The organism is Halomonas sp. 141 (assembly GCF_002810305.1).
Lineage (GTDB): Bacteria > Pseudomonadota > Gammaproteobacteria > Pseudomonadales > Halomonadaceae > Vreelandella > Vreelandella stevensii.
The window spans coordinates 1-15,521 of the sequence record NZ_PINZ01000019.1; the positions used below are offsets into that span (position 1 = coordinate 1).

17 protein-coding genes and 1 pseudogene are annotated in these 15,521 nt (G+C 61.0%); 9 read left to right on the forward strand and 9 right to left on the reverse strand.

The features are described from left to right. Positions 1-225 (forward strand): hypothetical protein (locus CWI66_RS18340; protein ID WP_232710834.1); only part of this gene is annotated, 225 nt, incomplete at its 5' end. A gap of 298 nt (positions 226-523) precedes the next feature. Here the strand turns inward: CWI66_RS18340 and CWI66_RS10125 are convergent. Both CWI66_RS10125 and CWI66_RS10130 read right to left on the reverse strand, forming a co-directional pair. Further along, on the reverse strand, positions 524-1,417 hold the full coding sequence (locus CWI66_RS10125) for a dihydrodipicolinate synthase family protein (protein WP_100731594.1): 894 nt from the start codon (positions 1,415-1,417) through the stop codon (positions 524-526). A 56-nt stretch (positions 1,418-1,473) separates the two neighbouring features. Then, positions 1,474-2,226 (reverse strand): SDR family oxidoreductase, encoded by a 753-nt coding sequence (locus CWI66_RS10130; RefSeq protein WP_081135232.1) that lies wholly within the window; start codon positions 2,224-2,226, stop codon positions 1,474-1,476. Positions 2,227-2,401: 175 nt separating this feature from the next. Here CWI66_RS10130 and CWI66_RS10135 point away from each other — a divergent pair, with 175 nt between their 5' ends. Both CWI66_RS10135 and CWI66_RS10140 read left to right on the forward strand, forming a co-directional pair. After that, positions 2,402-3,229: an AraC family transcriptional regulator gene (locus tag CWI66_RS10135; protein WP_100731595.1), complete on the forward strand. Its 828-nt coding sequence runs from the start codon at positions 2,402-2,404 to the stop codon at positions 3,227-3,229. A 27-nt stretch (positions 3,230-3,256) separates the two neighbouring features. Continuing rightward, positions 3,257-3,868, forward strand: a complete 612-nt coding sequence (locus tag CWI66_RS10140) for a LysE family translocator (protein ID WP_100731596.1) — start codon at positions 3,257-3,259, stop codon at positions 3,866-3,868. On the opposite strand, the gene CWI66_RS10145 is transcribed toward CWI66_RS10140, so the two are convergent. Beyond that, positions 3,852-4,172: a hypothetical protein gene (locus CWI66_RS10145; RefSeq protein WP_039175902.1), complete on the reverse strand. Its 321-nt coding sequence runs from the start codon at positions 4,170-4,172 to the stop codon at positions 3,852-3,854. The genes CWI66_RS10140 and CWI66_RS10145 overlap by 17 nt on opposite strands. Before the next feature lie 192 nt (positions 4,173-4,364). On the opposite strand from CWI66_RS10145, the gene CWI66_RS10150 reads away from it, so the two are divergent. Then, complete coding sequence (locus tag CWI66_RS10150; RefSeq protein ID WP_100731597.1) at positions 4,365-4,709, forward strand: type II toxin-antitoxin system RelE/ParE family toxin; 345 nt, start codon at positions 4,365-4,367, stop codon at positions 4,707-4,709. Between the two features lie 10 nt (positions 4,710-4,719). After that, positions 4,720-5,022: a helix-turn-helix domain-containing protein gene (locus tag CWI66_RS10155; protein WP_100731598.1), complete on the forward strand. Its 303-nt coding sequence runs from the start codon at positions 4,720-4,722 to the stop codon at positions 5,020-5,022. A gap of 79 nt (positions 5,023-5,101) precedes the next feature. Here the strand turns inward: CWI66_RS10155 and trpA are convergent, their stop codons facing one another. Further along, positions 5,102-5,950, reverse strand: a complete 849-nt coding sequence (trpA, locus tag CWI66_RS10160; protein ID WP_100731617.1) for a tryptophan synthase subunit alpha — start codon at positions 5,948-5,950, stop codon at positions 5,102-5,104. A gap of 32 nt (positions 5,951-5,982) precedes the next feature. Next, a complete protein-coding gene (trpB, locus tag CWI66_RS10165; protein ID WP_081192298.1) occupies positions 5,983-7,200 on the reverse strand; it encodes a tryptophan synthase subunit beta in 1,218 nt (405 codons plus the stop codon). Positions 7,201-7,321: 121 nt separating this feature from the next. On the opposite strand from trpB, the gene CWI66_RS10170 reads away from it, so the two are divergent. Next, positions 7,322-8,212 (forward strand): LysR family transcriptional regulator, encoded by an 891-nt coding sequence (locus tag CWI66_RS10170; RefSeq protein ID WP_100731599.1) that lies wholly within the window; start codon positions 7,322-7,324, stop codon positions 8,210-8,212. 4 nt (positions 8,213-8,216) lie between these two features. Here CWI66_RS10170 and CWI66_RS18685 read toward each other — a convergent pair. After that, a pseudogene (locus CWI66_RS18685) lies at positions 8,217-8,728 on the reverse strand (PQQ-dependent sugar dehydrogenase). Between CWI66_RS18685 and CWI66_RS18025 the strand changes: the two are divergent. Then, positions 8,648-8,845, forward strand: a complete 198-nt coding sequence (locus CWI66_RS18025; RefSeq protein WP_157808965.1) for a hypothetical protein — start codon at positions 8,648-8,650, stop codon at positions 8,843-8,845. The pseudogene CWI66_RS18685 and the gene CWI66_RS18025 overlap by 81 nt on opposite strands. Here CWI66_RS18025 and CWI66_RS10185 read toward each other — a convergent pair. Together CWI66_RS10185 and nfsA are read right to left on the reverse strand one after the other, a co-directional pair. Beyond that, complete coding sequence (locus CWI66_RS10185) at positions 8,808-9,452, reverse strand: hypothetical protein (RefSeq protein WP_100731600.1); 645 nt, start codon at positions 9,450-9,452, stop codon at positions 8,808-8,810. The two genes, CWI66_RS18025 and CWI66_RS10185, sit on opposite strands and share 38 nt — an antisense overlap. 10 nt (positions 9,453-9,462) lie before the next feature. Next, entirely contained in the window at positions 9,463-10,194 is a 732-nt protein-coding gene (gene nfsA, locus CWI66_RS10190) for an oxygen-insensitive NADPH nitroreductase (protein WP_016916478.1), read from the reverse strand. A gap of 237 nt (positions 10,195-10,431) precedes the next feature. Here nfsA and CWI66_RS10195 point away from each other — a divergent pair, with 237 nt between their 5' ends. Continuing rightward, on the forward strand, positions 10,432-12,873 hold the full coding sequence (locus CWI66_RS10195) for a membrane-bound PQQ-dependent dehydrogenase, glucose/quinate/shikimate family (RefSeq protein ID WP_100731601.1): 2,442 nt from the start codon (positions 10,432-10,434) through the stop codon (positions 12,871-12,873). Positions 12,874-13,011: 138 nt separating this feature from the next. After that, positions 13,012-13,779 (forward strand): class I SAM-dependent methyltransferase, encoded by a 768-nt coding sequence (locus CWI66_RS10200; protein ID WP_100731602.1) that lies wholly within the window; start codon positions 13,012-13,014, stop codon positions 13,777-13,779. Between the two features lie 58 nt (positions 13,780-13,837). Here the strand turns inward: CWI66_RS10200 and CWI66_RS10205 are convergent, their stop codons facing one another. Next, positions 13,838-15,499 carry a methyl-accepting chemotaxis protein gene (locus tag CWI66_RS10205; RefSeq protein ID WP_100731603.1) on the reverse strand — a complete coding sequence of 554 codons (1,662 nt, stop codon included), beginning with the start codon at positions 15,497-15,499 and terminating at the stop codon, positions 13,838-13,840. Between the last annotated feature and the right edge of the window lie 22 nt (positions 15,500-15,521).

Genomic DNA, 15,521 nt, shown 5'->3' on the forward strand with positions numbered 1-15,521 from the left:
TTGCACGGGGCGAATGATCAAAAAGTGCTCGCTGGCGGTGATAGGGAAAGTGTCGGCGCCGGCTTCACGGATTCAGGTTTCAGTTATCCATTGGTGGGGCATCGGACACTTGCCGGAGTAGGCAATTTCTTACGAGGCTACGGGGCGATGTCTTACGCAACAGATAGCAAATATCTTACAAAACCAATGGCAGATGTCTTACAAAAACCATCGACAGAAACGTAAAAAATCATCAAAACCATAAATAACAGATGCTTAAAAACGCCCTCAACGAGATGAAAAATTTTAATTAACTTGACCCTCTCGTCTTGGAAACGCTTCCCTACTAAACACCATTTTAGTTAGCTCGCTACCAACTGATAGGGGGTGACCGTTAACTCATGCGAGTCGCGCCACCTAAAAAACGACTATGTAATAATTTACTTTAGGGAACACCAAAAGCATTTCTATTGAGCCGTTTTATGCCCAAACAAGATACGCGCTTAGTTGGATAACCTGCCATGCCCGCCGCTTGGTGTTCGGCTTAGCCAAGCCCCAGCGCCTCGATCACCGCCTTCACCTGCTGGCGTGCCTGCCCTTGCAGGGTATTCAGTGGCTGGGGCAGGCAGGGTGCGCTCACGCGGCCAGTGAGTTCGGCCATGGTCGCGGCCACCCGCAGGCTGCCGCCATGTTCATGGTAAAGCGCCCATAGCGCTGCCAGCGCGTTGGAGTGGGCCAGGGTCTGTTCGGCATCTCCCGCTTGAGCGGCGCGGGTCAGCGCCAGCGCGTGTTCCGGATAGAGCCCACCGAATACCGAATACCATGCCTCGCAGCCGGCCAGCAGGCCCGTGGCGGCGGCAGGGTCGCCGCTGATGCCGATGGTCACGTCCTCGGGAATCAGCGCCCGCAGCCGCGCCACCCGAGCACTGGCGTCGTGCAGATCGTTGGGCACCGGTGGAATCTTGATGGAGCGCACCTGGGGCAGCGCGGCAATGCGCCCGTGCAGCTCATCGCTGAAGGTGAAGTGGGTGGTGCCGGGGTTGTCGTACACGCACAGCGGCACGCTGATGGCGCGGCTGACGGTACTGAACAGGTTGTACACGTCGTCGTCGGTGAGCTTCTGGTAAGACACCGGCGCCAGCAACAGGCCGCTCGCCCCGGCCTGCTGGGCATGTTCGGCGTTGGCCAGTACATCCCGAGTGCGCAGCGCGCCAATGCCCACCACCACCGGCACCTCAGCGGCGTTTTCCACGCTCAGCCTGGCCACTCGGGCCCGCTCCTCCACGCTCAAGTAGGCGTAGCTGCCGGTAGAGCCCAGCACGCCGATGGAATCCACCTTCGCGTGGGCCAGCCGGGCCACTAGCTGGATGAACTCCTGCTCGTTGATGCCCTGCTCGTTCATGGGGGTCAGCGGAAACGCACTCAGGCCGGTAAACATGGGGTGTCCTTTTTTGGGCGCTGCCTGGGCAGCCAAGGGGGGGGCTGGTCAGGGCGTTACAGGCCGCCCGCCAGATCCAGTAAAGTGCCGGTGGCAAAGGATGACTTGTCACTGGCCAGCCAGACAATGGCTTCTGCCACTTCGGAAGGCTGGCCACCCCGTTGCAGGGGGATGCGAGACTTCAAGCGGTCTACGCGGGCAGGCTCGCCGCCGAGTGCGTGCATCTCGGTGTAGATGAGGCCGGGGCGCACTGCATTCACGCGGATGCCTTCGGCCGCGACTTCCAGCTCCAACCCCCGAGTCAAGGTATCCACGGCCCCTTTCGAGGCGGCGTAATCCACGTACTCGTTGGGCGAGCCGCTCTTGGCGGCCATGGAGGAAACATTGACGATACTGCCGCCCGCGCCGCCCTGGCGGGTAGACATGCGCTGCACGGCCTCCTTGCAGCAGAGAAAGCAGCTCATGACGTTCTTGTGCAGCACGTTGCCAAAACGCTCCGGCGAGATATCCACCAGCCGCGCCTGGGTGTTGAGAATGGCGGCGTTGTTGACCAGCACCGTCAACGTGCCGAGTTCCTGATCGACCTGGCGAAACAGGTTCGCCACCTCATCGGCTTTCGAGACATCCGCCTTCACGGCCAGGCAGCGCACGCCCAGAGCGAGGATGTCACTGCGCACACGCTCGGCGGCTGCGTCGTTTTCGACATAGTTGAGGCAGACATCGTAGCCATGCCGGGCGAACAACCGGGCCGTCTCGGCACCAATGCCTCGACTCCCGCCGGTAATCACCACCACGTTGGGGTTTGCCATGCGCCCTCCTCGTTTGCCAGCGTTTTGCGAATGCCGCCCACTGTGTACCGTCTAGTGAATATACACTGACACCGCCGTTGAGCAATTATGTACAAGCCACGCTGGCGCCCGCGTCATATCCTGAAACGGGTCAGGGTAAGCCCGCCATGGGCCGAATGCGATCAAGGAGGTTGGCATGGGCAGCAGCCAGTTCGAGTTTTTCAAAAATCATCATGTGCCGTCACTGACCGTCTTGAAAGCGGCCATCGAGGATTTTAGCTATGACCGTCATGCCCACGAGGAGTACGCCTTTGGGGTGACGCTGGCGGGGCGACAGGATTTCTTCAGCGGCGGGCAGTTTCATCGTAGCCCACCGGGCAACGTGATTCTGTTCAACCCTGAAGAGGTTCACGACGGCCACGCTGGCGGTGAGCAGGCTTTGGGCTACGTGATGGTATACGTGCATCCCAACCAAGCGTTGCCGCTGTTCGAGGAGCTGCTTGGCCGCCCACAAACGTCACCGTTTCGCTCCCGGAGTACGCTGATTCACGACCCGCTGCTGCGCCAGGCGATACAGGAAGTCGCACGCCTGACCACGCATCAAGCGGGCAGCTGCATCGACCAGGAAAACGCACTGTATCGCGTGATCGAGCGCATGGTTCAGCTTGGCGGGCACATGGTGACTGGCCAACGCACCAGCCGCCCAGACACGCTGTTGGGCCACGCCAAAACGTATATTCATGAGCATCTTGAGGCAGATATCTCGCTGGACGACATCAGCCAGGCCGCGCATTTGTCGAAGTACCACTTTTTGAGGCTATTTCGCCAACAGTTCGGCATGCCCCCTCATCAATACGTGATCAATTGCCGCGTGAACGCCGCCCGCTCCGCGCTCGACCAGGGCGCGCCACTCACCGAGATAGCGCTGCGTTTCGGCTTTGCGGATTTGAGCCACTTCAACCGCCGTTTCAAACGCATCTACGGCATGACCCCTTTCCAGTACCAACGCGACATCACGCGTTAAGCATCACGTCCACCTAGAGGTTTTCTCATGTTAGCAATCGTCGCCTATGCCCTGGGCGTCATGTACACGCCTGGGCCTGTGAATCTGTTGGGGTTGAATGTCGGTATCAACGGGCAGGGTAAAACCTCGCTGGGGTTTTGCCTGGGCGTGGGGCTGGCCATGCTGCTGTACTTGCTGGTGTTGGGGTGGGCGGGAGCCGCCTGGATATCTCAAGACTCCCTGGTGCTGCTCAGCGCGCTCGGCTGCGCTTATATCCTGTATCTGGCCTACAAGGTGGCCCGCGCCAATGCCACCCTGAATACCCACGCCCCGGCACCACGCATGCTCAGTTTTCGTGATGGCCTGATGATGCAGTTACTCAACCCCAAAGCCATGGTCGCGACACTGCCCATCGCGACGCTGCAGTTTCCTGCCGAGGGTATTCAGGGCATGAGCCTGTTTATCTGGGCACTGGGGCTGGCCGCACTGGCGGCAGGTGCCCCCGGCAGCTATGTGGTGATAGGCAGCCTGCTTGGCCAGCGTGTCAGGCAGCCCATGCTGATCAAAGGGTTCAACTGGGTCATGGCGGGGCTACTGGTAGCCGTAGCGGTATCGATTGGCCATGAACACGTTTGGCTCGTGGTTACTGCCCGAAGCTGATCCCCAAACGCAGGGCTTGCAGGCCATCCAGCTGTACCGTGACCTCATCGGACCACAGCGGATGGCCTTGCACGCGCACGTTGACCGCCGCCTGGGAACCACGATACCCCACGGTCACGGCGATATTGGCGCTGTTGCTGACCGGCGCCAGCAGGCCATACTCGACGTTATCCACGCTGACCGAGGTCAGGCCACGGGATGCCAGCTGCTGCTCGACCTCCCCTTCGATCACCACGCCGTAATAGAAATAGATACCCGCATAGCCGAGTCCCAGCAGTACCAGCAACGAAAAGAGCTTGCCCATGGTTTTCCTCTGTTTGAATACACGTGACGTTATCCCGCCACCCTCAAACGTGGATGATGCCTGTTTTCTCAAGACACCGACAAGTGAAGAATGGAGCTTCCGTACCCACCGTTTCGTACCCTCTTTTTTAGATGAGCCCCTTGAAAATAGGCCATTTCCTATATAGATTAAAAGCTATACTAGGGAGGGGCTATGTGGGCGATAGAACAAACGTCAATTTTTGAAGAGTGGTTTTTCTCACTCGACGATGCTGACCGTGAGAATGTACTGGCCTCGGTTCTACTACTTCAGGAACGAGGCCCCATGCTATCTCGCCCTCATGCGGATACGGTCAAAGGCTCGCAATTTACCAACATGAAAGAGTTACGGATTCAGAGCCGTGGTCGCCCCCTCAGAGCTTTTTTTGCTTTTGACCCTACTCGCGCAGGCATCATTTTATGTGCTGGTGACAAAGGCGGGAATGACAAGCGGTTTTACGACGAAATGATACCAGTAGCGGACCGTGAATATGCGGCGCATCTGGAAACGCTGAAGTGAGGTGAGCATCATGGCAAGAAAATTAGAAGACTTGCTGGCGCAGGAAAAACCGGAAGTAGTAGCAGCGGCCAAGGCGAAAGCAGGTGATATGTTGCTGGACATTAGGCTTGCCGAAATTCGCCAGCTGGCAGAAAAAACCCAGGCAGACATCGCCGGTGCCATGGGTGTTACACAACCCACGATTGCAGGCCTTGAGAAAGTAGGCCAGGACATGCGCCTTAGCTCTCTAAAACGCTACGTCGAGGCGCTGGGAGGCCGTGTCCGAGTGGATATTGAGCTACCCGACGGCAGCCATCACGGCTTCCCCGTCTGACTTTCTCTCCTCAAGCCTTCATAACGCTATAAAAACAGAGCGGGCCATGGCCCGCTCTGTGGTGTGATGGTGCTTACCCTCAGGCTGGCATACCCGCGCGCTCCTGCTGGGGTTCTCGACACCCTCTCACACTGGCCGACAGCGCTTTCACCAGCCCATGTACCTGGGCGATGGCTTCTTCACCGCTGCTGGCGTGTTCGATGCAATCTACCAGGGCAGAGCCTACTACCACGGCGTCGCTGAAGCGGCCAATGGTGGCGGCCTGTTCGGCGGTGCGAATGCCGAAGCCCACGGCAATGGGTAGCGGCGTGTGTTCGCGCAGCTGGTTCACGGCGCCTTCCAGCCGCTCGGGTGTGGGGGCACTGCCGCCGGTCACGCCCGCCACGGAAACGTAGTAGATGAACCCGGAAGCGTTGGCCAGCACTTTGGGTAGCCGCTTGGCATCGGTGGTGGGCGTGGCCAGGCGAATGAAATCGATGCCGTGCTGGGCGGCGGGCTGGCACAGCTCTTCGTCGTGCTCGGGGGGCAGGTCCACCACGATCAGCCCGTCTACCCCTGCCTGGGCGGCATCACTGAGAAAACGCTCGACGCCGTAGCAGTAAATCGGGTTGTAGTAGCCCATCAGCACGATGGGCGTGGTGCTGTTTTGCTCACGGAACTGGCGCACCATTGCCAGCGTTTTGGCCTGGGTCTGGCCCTTTTCCAGGGCGCGCAGGGCAGCCTTTTGAATGGCGGGACCATCGGCCATGGGGTCGCTGAACGGCATGCCGAGTTCGATGATATCCACACCGGCATCCGGCAGCCCGTGCAGCAGGCGGCGGGAGGTCTCGGGGTCCGGGTCGCCCGCAGTGAGGTAGCTGACCAGCGCTGGGCGGTTTTGCTGTTTGAGCGCGGCAAAGCAGCTGTCGAGCCGAGAAGTACGTTGCAAGGTAGGTTGCATGAGAGTCTCCTGTATCGCGCTCATGAGTGTTTCATGCCGAAGCGGTCGCCCAGATGCTGGGCCACGCTGTTCATGTCCTTGTCACCACGTCCGCTGAGGTTGACCACCATCAGGTGCTCGCGGGGCAGTGTCGGCGCACGCTTGGCGACTTCTGCCAGGGCGTGGGCGGTTTCCAGGGCGGGGATGATGCCCTCCTGGCGGCAGCAGATCTGGAACGCTTCCAGCGCTTCGTCATCGGTGGCAGAGACGTACTCGACCCGCCCCTGCTCGTGCAGCCAGGCGTGTTCGGGGCCAATGCCGGGGTAGTCGAGCCCTGCGGAAATGGAGTGGGCGTCGGTAATCTGGCCATCTTCGTTTTGCAGCAGGTAGGTACGGTTACCGTGCAATACGCCGGGGGTGCCGCCGTTGAGGCTGGCAGCGTGCAGGCCGCTCTTGACGCCTTTACCGCCCGCTTCCACACCGACCATGTGCACGCTGTCATCGTTGATGAACGGATAGAACAAGCCCATGGCGTTGGAGCCGCCGCCCACACAGGCAATCAGTGAATCCGGCAGGCGGCCCTGCTTTTCGAGCATCTGGGCGCGGGTTTCATGGCCAATCACCGCCTGAAAATCGCGCACCATGGCCGGGTACGGGTGCGGGCCTGCCACGGTGCCGATGATGTAGAAAGTGTCGTCTACGTTGGTGACCCAGTCGCGCAGCGCTTCGTTCATGGCATCCTTGAGCGTGCCGGTACCGGAAGTGACCGGCACGATCTCCGCGCCCAGCAGCTTCATGCGGAACACGTTGGGCTGCTGGCGCTCGATATCGGTGGCGCCCATGTAGATCACGCAGGGCAACCCAAAACGGGCCGCCACGGTGGCGGTGGCCACGCCGTGCATGCCTGCGCCGGTTTCCGCGATGATGCGCTTCTTGCCCATCTGCTTGGCCAGCAGTACCTGGCCAATGCAGTTGTTGATCTTGTGCGCGCCGGTGTGATTCAGCTCTTCACGCTTGAGGTAAATGCTGGCACCGCCGAAGTGCTCGGTGAGGCGCTCGGCAAAGTAGAGCGGATTGGGGCGCCCCACGTAGTCGCCTTGAAAATAGGCGAGCTGGCGCTGGAATTCGGGGTCGTTTTTGGCCGTGGTGTACTCATCCTGAAGCTCGAGAATCAGCGGCATCAGGGTTTCGGCCACAAAGCGGCCACCAAAGCTGCCAAACATGCCGTTGGCATCGGGTAGGTTTAACGGTTGGTTCATCTCGACCTCTGCGATTCGGGGCGTTTTTGCAATGTGTCGACGTTAGCGCAGGCAGGTCGGAAGAAAAATCGATAAGATGGCAAGCACCTGTGATTTTTTCGCAACTTTTTCAGGAGACCCCATGCAACACAGCCTGCCCCCGCTGAGCGCTTTGCGAGCCTTTGAAGCCACTGCTCGGCTGGGCAGTGTCACTGCGGCCGCTGACGAGCTGAGCGTGACCCACGGCGCGGTAAGCCGACAGCTCAAGAGTCTGGATGAGCATTTTGGCGTGGCGCTGTTCACGAAAGCCGGGCGCGGGCTGGTGCTGACCCACCACGGTGAGCAGTTGCAAAGTGGCGTCGGGGAGGCCTTCGCCAAACTCAGGGATAGTTGCACGTTGCTCAAGCATGAGGTGGAAGAGGCGCCCTTTACGCTGGCCTGCCCCGGCAGCCTGCTGGCCCGCTGGCTGATCCCCCGCCTGGACCGCTTGAACCAGGCGCTGCCCGAACTGAAGCTGCAAGTGGTGGTGAGCGATGCCGAACAACCGGGCAAGCCCGAGACCAGCGCCACGCTGGCCTTCTTCGAACCACCCTGGCCCGAGGAAGGCGAACGCATTCCTCTGATAGCCGAGGAAATTTGCGCCGTAGCCAGCCCCCGGCTGGCCGAGGCCTGCAACGTGGAAGACCCCTCATCGTTGTTTGGCAGCAAGCTGCTCTATACCGCATCACGCCCACAGGCGTGGCCGCAGTGGGCTGCCGCCCAAGGCCTGGAACCCGCCGCATTGAAAGCAGCCCTGCAGCAGGGCCAAGGGTTTGCACACCTCTACTACCTGATGGAAGCCGCCGTGGCAGGGCTCGGGGTCGCCATTGCCCCCAGGCTACTGGTGGAAGACGACCTGAGAAGCGGTCGGCTGGTCGCCCCCTGGGGCTATATCGAAACCCCGGCCAGGCTCTGCCTGTGGCTACCCAAACACACCAACGCCCGCCGCAGCGAAGCCCTGGCGAGCTGGTTGCGCAGGGAGTTGGGGGCTTAAAGCCCTACTCGGTGTGGATACACCACGAAGGCAAGCTTGTTGCCGTCGGGGTCGCGGAGTTACCTTGGTTGTCGCCGGGCACGCTGCCATCGGCGTTCAGGCGCACGATGCTGCCGATATGGCTACTCACCCGCTGGGCATCTTCACGGCTATCGAAACCATCGCCCAGAGTGAGGATCAGCGTGTCATCCGGCAGCCATGCCAGGCGCCCCCATAGTGGGCATCGCCACGCTTGGCGGGGTGAACCCGAAAAATCTCTTCTACCTGCTCCAAACGCCCATCGCCCAGGGTGGCCCGAGCCAGGCAGGCATGATTGGCACTGGCCGTACCGCAGGCGTAGCTGAGGTAGAGCTGTTGGCCAGCATGTTCTCCACATTGAGCGTATTTTCCTACCAGCATACCTTTAATTGCCATCTTGTTCGTGGAGAGTGCTGAATGAACACGCTGGCCGAGCTGAAGGCGCTGGATACCAGCACCTGGTTCAACGAAGCAAACCCCGAATTTGCCGAAGCGCATTACGCCTCTCTACCAGTTCATCAAGGGCCAACTGGCGAGCCAGTTGGCAAAGAGCCCGCTGCTGCAAGCGTGATGGTGATCACGCCAGCTGTGAGCCTCGCTCCTCCTGGCCGGTAAACGCCTGCGGCGCGACGCTGGCGAACTTTTCGGCAAAGAACAGTAGGGTTTCAGGATGGCGAAAGCGCTGCTCGAACGTCTCCTGCCCCTTAGGGGTGCGGCGGGTAACGCTGGCATGATAGGCATTGCCCACTTTGGAGACGCGGACACTGTTCTCATGGCCGGGCTCACGGTGATACGCCGTGACGTTGGATTGCTGCTCCAGCAGCTGTGCCAGCTTCATCGCAGCGGCTCGCTCTTCTTCACTGGCCCACAGCGGCTGGTCTCGATTGCCGTAGTGATAGAGCATCACGGCCAGAATGAGGGCAAAAATGCTGCTGATGAGCATCCAGGTCAACTCTACCCCCGCCACCGGCACACTCAGTACGATCCCCATCTGCACCAGGCTTCCCACGGCAAACACCAGCGCCAGCGGACGCCACATGCGCTGATTCATGACGCCTCGGTTGAGCATGTACCCCCACAGCCCCACGACGCCCAACACCCCAAAGGAGAGGTGCACCAGCGCCAGCGGTGTCCCACCCCCGAAGAGAATGGCCACGATGCCCATGACAGGCAGCAGGCTGTAAAGCCCGGCGAACAGAAGGTAGGCACGCTGTAGGGACATGAGGGGCTCCTTATTTCATGGTAAAGCCACGCTTCACTAGAAAGTCACGCATATGGGGGCGCAGCTTGTTGTCGAACAGAGGGGTGAGGTTGTGCGACCAGTCGCTATTTTTATTGCCGCTACTGCGTGATTGGTAGTAGGCCCGCATGGTGTCATCGAAGGCCACGACCTGATCACTGTCTTCAGTGTAGTAGTCCTCTTTCAGAATCGCCTCCACGGGCAGTCTGGGTTTGACCTCCGGCTGATGGTCCGGGTAACCCAGGCACATGCCAAATACCGGGTAGACATGGGGCGGCAGTTTGAGCAGCTCGCTGACGGCTTCGGGGTTGTTGCGAATCCCGCCGATGTAGCAGATACCCAGCCCTTCGGACTCGGCCGCCACGGCCACGTTTTGGGCCATCAGGGCCGTGTCCACGGTGGCCACCAGCAGTTGCTCGGTCATGCCGCGCTCTACGTTGGCGCCGGTGCGCGCCGAGGCTTCGGTAGGACGCTTCATGTCGGCGCAGAACACCAGAAACACCGCACTGCTGGCCACATAGCCCTGGCCACCGGACAGTTCGGCCAGCTGCTCCCGGTTGGCTGCGTCTTTCACGTGAATCACGCTGTAAGCCTGCACATGGCTGGAGGTCGCCGCCGCCTGCCCGGCCTTGATCAGCTCCAGGAGCAGCCCACGAGGGATCTCCTGATCGGTGAATTTACGAATGGAACGGTGGGACTGCAAGAGCTTGATAACGTCGTTCATGGTGCCTCACTGATCACGAAATAGTAGGGGGCGTGCTTCATTGGAAGACTTGAATCGTAACGCATTCTTGCCTGCTTGCGGCAACCCGCGAGGCTCGCTGGCAGGCAAATGCAGCTTCACCAGGCCACATGGGTTAAACAACCCTCTGCCACTTGCCAAGCCCTGCTCACTCTTCTAAGGTTAATTCAGTATCGTCGCCACACAGGCAATACCCGACACATCACCACAGGAAAAGACATGGACGCTACCTATCGAAAAGGACCGGCCGTCTGGGCCATGCTCGCCCTGGCAGGCGTACTCCTGCTACTGAGCCTGCCCATGATCGTGGGAGGGGGATATCTGGTTCTGCTCGGGGGCTCGTGGTATTTCCTGCTGGCGGGCCTTGCCATCCTGAGCGCCGCCGTACTGATATGGCGCCGCTCCCCCACGGGCGTTTGGCTCTACGCCGCGACGGTGCTGGCGACCCTGGCTTGGTCGCTATGGGAAATCGACCAGAAAGGCTGGCTGCCGATTTGGCAGGTGGACTTACTGGCGCGCATGGGGGTGCTGTGGGGTTTGCTGGTGGTAGCACTGCTGCTGTTGCCCGCGCTGTACCGACACCGCGGCCACCGGCCTGGCTGGGGGGCACGCCTGCCGGGAGTGATCGCCCTGGCGCTGCCGGGCCTGGCACTTCTGTGGCTGTTGCAGGATCGTCATGTGGATATCGACTCCCCGGCGCAGGCACGCCTGGCTGAAGGCGCCTCCCCGCCTGCCATGACCGAACAGACCTCCATGGACTGGCCGGCCTATGGCGGCGATGCTTCGGCTCGGCGGTTTTCCGAGGCAAGCCAGATCACGCCAGACAACGCGGCACGGCTCAGCGAGGCCTGGACCTTCAATACCGGCGATACTCCCCATAGTGACGCGACACCTTATGCCTTTCAGAATACACCGCTGAAAGTGGGCAACAGCGTCTATGTTTGTACCCAGAGCAACCAGGTGTTTGCACTGGACCCCGGCAACGGCGAACAACAGTGGCATTTCGACCCACAGGTCGACCGCGATGCGCTGGAGCATGTCTTTTCTGCCGCCTGCCGCTCGCTGGCATACCATGAAACCGACGACCCCACGACCCAGTGCCCGCGCCGTCTGCTGATGGGCACCATGGATGGACGCCTGATGGCCCTGAATGCCGATGATGGCTCTCAGTGCACCGATTTCGGCCAGCAGGGAACCGTGGACCTGTATGAGTTCATGGACCCGCAGGCACCGGGCTATCTCTCCAATACGTCGGGCCCTACCGTGGTCAACGACAGTGTGATCGTAGGGCATCAGGTGACCGACAATCAGCGCCGGGACGGCCCTTCCGGCGCCGTTAGGTCCTACCATGCCCTGACGGGCGAGTGGCAGTGGACCTGGGACGCGGTCTGGACGACTCCCGATCAACAGCCCGAACCCGGTGAAGTGTACCCGCGCGGCACCCCCAACGTGTGGGCGGCCATCACCGCGGATGAAGCCCTGGGGCTGGTCTACCTGCCCACCGGCAACCCTACCAATGACCAATATGGCGGCGACCGCTCGCCCGAGGAGGATGCCTTCACTGCATCGCTGGTCGCCGTGGAAGCCGACTCCGGCGACGTCGCCTGGAAATTCACCACCGTGATACATGATTTATGGGATTACGACCTGGGGGCGCAACCAGCGCTGATCGACTTCCCCACCGAGGAAGGCCCCAGAGCCGCCGTGGTACAAGCCACCAAATATGGGCAGGTGTTCGTCTTCGACCGTGAAACCGGTGAACCCCTGCGTAGCATCGAGGAGCGCGCCGTGCCCCAGGGAGCCATCGAAGGAGATTGGACCTCGCCGGTACAGCCTTTTTCACCAGACATGCCCAACTTTGGCTCACTGCCAGGGCAGGAAGTCGAACGCTTGACCGGGGCGCATACCTGGGGCACGACGCCCCTGGACCACCTCTACTGCCGCATCGAGTTTCAGCGCATGCGCTACGAGGGCATGTTTACCCCTCCCACCCTGGAGGAGGGCGGCATGCTGCAGTTTCCTGGCATCCTGGGCGGCATCAACTGGGGCAGCGCCTCATTCGACCCCACGCGCCAACTAATGATCGTGAACAACAACCGCATGCCCTCGCAGGTGGTGCTCTACCCCCGTGAAGAAGCCGATACCATGGATAACATTGCCCCCATTGGTGCTCAGGATGCCAGCTACATCGACCAGCAGGCCCAGCCCATGCTGGGCGCACCGGTGGCGGCGGAGCGCGGTGCCTGGCTCTCTCCGCTGGACATGCCGTGTACGGCGCCACCCTGGGGCTTTCTGAGCGCCACCGACCTGAACAGCGGCGAGATCGTCTGGTCACGCCCGCTGGGCACCAGCATGGACCAGGGGCCGCTGGGCATTCCCTCGCGCCTCAAGATGACGGTGGGTGCCCCCACTAGCGGGGGCCCGTTGGCCACCCAAGGGGGCATGACCTTCATTGGGGCCGCCATGGACGATTACCTGCGCGGCTTCGACAGCGCGACCGGCGAGCTGATATGGGAACAGCGCCTGCCTGCAGGCGGGCAGGCCAACCCCATGACCTACGTGCACCAGGGACGCCAGTATGTGGTGATCGCCGCAGGCGGCTCTTTCCAATCGGAAACCACGCTGGGCGATAGCGTCATGGCCTTCGCCCTGCCCGAATGATGGGCAGGGTTAGCGTGAAAAATGTACGCACTGCCTGGGGCTTATCCAGCGGATGGCTATACTGTAAGAAGCGTTATTCTAATACAGTGTTTCACTCTGAATAATCGTACCACTGAATAACGAAGCCAGGATGCCGCCATGACAAACGCCTCACATACACCGCCTGGGCAAGCATGGGATGCTAGCCAGTACGCGGAAAACGCACCTTTCGTGCCCAAGCTGGGCCACGAGGTGCTCAAACTGCTCTCTCCTCAGCCGGGTGAGCGCATTCTGGACCTGGGCTGCGGTGATGGCGTATTGAGCGAGCGCATCATGCAGCTGGGCGCGACCGTGCTGGGCGTCGATGCGTCGGCGGAAATGGTCGAAGCAGCGCAGCAGCGCGGCGTAACGGCCAGGGTAGTCGATGGTCACCAGCTGCCTTTCGACCACGAGTTCGATGCGGTTTTCAGCAATGCCGCCCTGCACTGGATGCTCGACCCTCAGGCCGTGCTGGCCGGCGTCAAGCGGGCCCTCAAGCCCGGGGGGCGCTTCGTGGCCGAGTTTGGTGGACACGGTAACGTGGCGGCCATTTGCACCGCGCTGATTGCCTCGCTGCAGTTCCGTGGGATCAGCTCCAAAGGGCGTCACCCCTGGTATTTCCCGACGGCAGAGGAGTACGCCAACCTGCTGCAAACCGTGGGGTTCCGAATCGACAACATCGAACTCATCCCGCGCCCTACGCCACTGCCCAAAGGCATGGCCAACTGGCTGGACACCTTTGCCAGCCCGTTCTTTCACGGTCTGGATGATGACCTGAGAGACGCCGTGTTCGATCATACCGTCAACCTGCTGTCGCACAGTCTGAGCGATGGGCACGGCAACTGGACCGCCGATTACGTGCGCCTGCGCGTGGTGGCTCACGCCTGAATGAACAACGCCCCCTGAGCACGTCGTGCGCTCAGGGGGCGTTCTATGACCTTCCTTTTTAGAACTCGTCCCACTCGTCCTGCTGTGACTGGATAGATTTGGCCGTAGGCGCCTGCCCTGCCGCTTGCCGAGTCAGGGAGGGCGCTGGCGCCTGTGGCGCAGGCGACAGCTGCTCGCCAGCGGCCAGCCGGAAGGTGGAGATCAATTCTGCCAGGCCGCTGGCCTGACCCTCCAGGGCCGTGGCCGCCGCGCTGGTTTCCTGCACGAGCGCCGCGTTCTGCTGGGTCACCGAATCCATTTCAGTCAACGCCGCATTGATCTGCTCGATCCCTCCGCTCTGTTCACGGGTTGCCGTGGAAATTTCACCCACCAGCGTGGTGACCCGACGAATAGCGTCCACCGTCTGATGGATGGTTTGCCCGCTACGTTCGGCCTGACTGGCACCGCTGGTGATTTGCGTCGTGGTTTGCTCGATGAGGCCGCGAATCTCCTTGGCCGACTCAGCACTGCGGGTGGCGAGAGAACGCACCTCACTGGCCACCACGGCAAAGCCGCGTCCCTGCTCACCGGCTCGGGCCGCCTCCACAGAGGCATTCAGCGCCAGGATATTGGTCTGGAAGGCAATCGAGTCGATCACGCCAATGATATCGTTCACCCTGTCGGCACTGGCGGCAATCTCGCGCATCAGCTGCACGGTCCGCTCGACCTCCTCACCGCTGCGTTCGGCCGATTGCGAGGCTGCCACGGAGAGCTGGTCGGCCTGCTGGGCGATATCTGCGTTGGTGCCCACCGTGGTCGCCATCTGCTCCATGCTGGACGCGGTTTGCTGAAGCGCAGCGGCCTGCTGCTCGGTACGCGAGGAGAGATCCTGGCTGCCCGTGGAAATCTCGCTGGCCCCGCTGTAAACGTGTTCACTGCTGCTGCGCAGGGAGAGGACCAGCGTCTTGAGTTTTTCCTGCATGGCGGCTAGCCCAATGAACAGCTGACCGATCTCGTTACGACCGCGGTCTTCGATGCGGCCGGTCAGGTCGCCATCGGCAATACGCGCAAAGTGGTCGAGCGCCTGGCGCAACGGAGTGACCACCCCTCGCACCATGGCAATACGAATGACCAGCGCCGCTACCAGTGAGAACAGCAGCAGGCCAATGGCAATGGCACCGACCCAGGTCGCTACGCGCTCCACCTGCTGCATCACCTGCTGACCACGCGACTCGGTATAGGCCACAAAGTTACCCATGGCGCTGTCCAGCGCCGCACTCTGCTCGCCAAGTGCGACCTGGCGGCGCTGGATTTGGAACGGCGGCGCATTCAATAAGGGCTCCAGCCCTTCCACTACAAAGGCCTGGTAGGCTTCGCTCACCGCTTCACTGTGGCGGGCCAGCTCGCTTGCTGGGTCCACGGCAACGGCAGAGAATTCTTCAAAATAGCGCTGGGCCGCCAACGTTGCTTCGGCCGCCTGCTCCAGGCTTTCCTGGCCTCTTTCAGGGTTGCCCATGGTGCTGAAGCTGGCCGAACGGTCGAGAAAGGTCTGCGCACGTAACGCGTTGACCTGCATTCGGTTGGCCAGATTGACCAGCCTGACGTTGGTATTGTTGATTTCGGCAAGTGCCTGGCCGCTGTTGGTATTGGCGTAAAAACCCAGCCCACTGATCAGGCCAATCATCACCACCAGCACCGCGAGGGCAGCCGTCAGGCTCCATTTTATCGAGAGATGCTTCATGAGTGAGTTCCCTTGTGCTTAT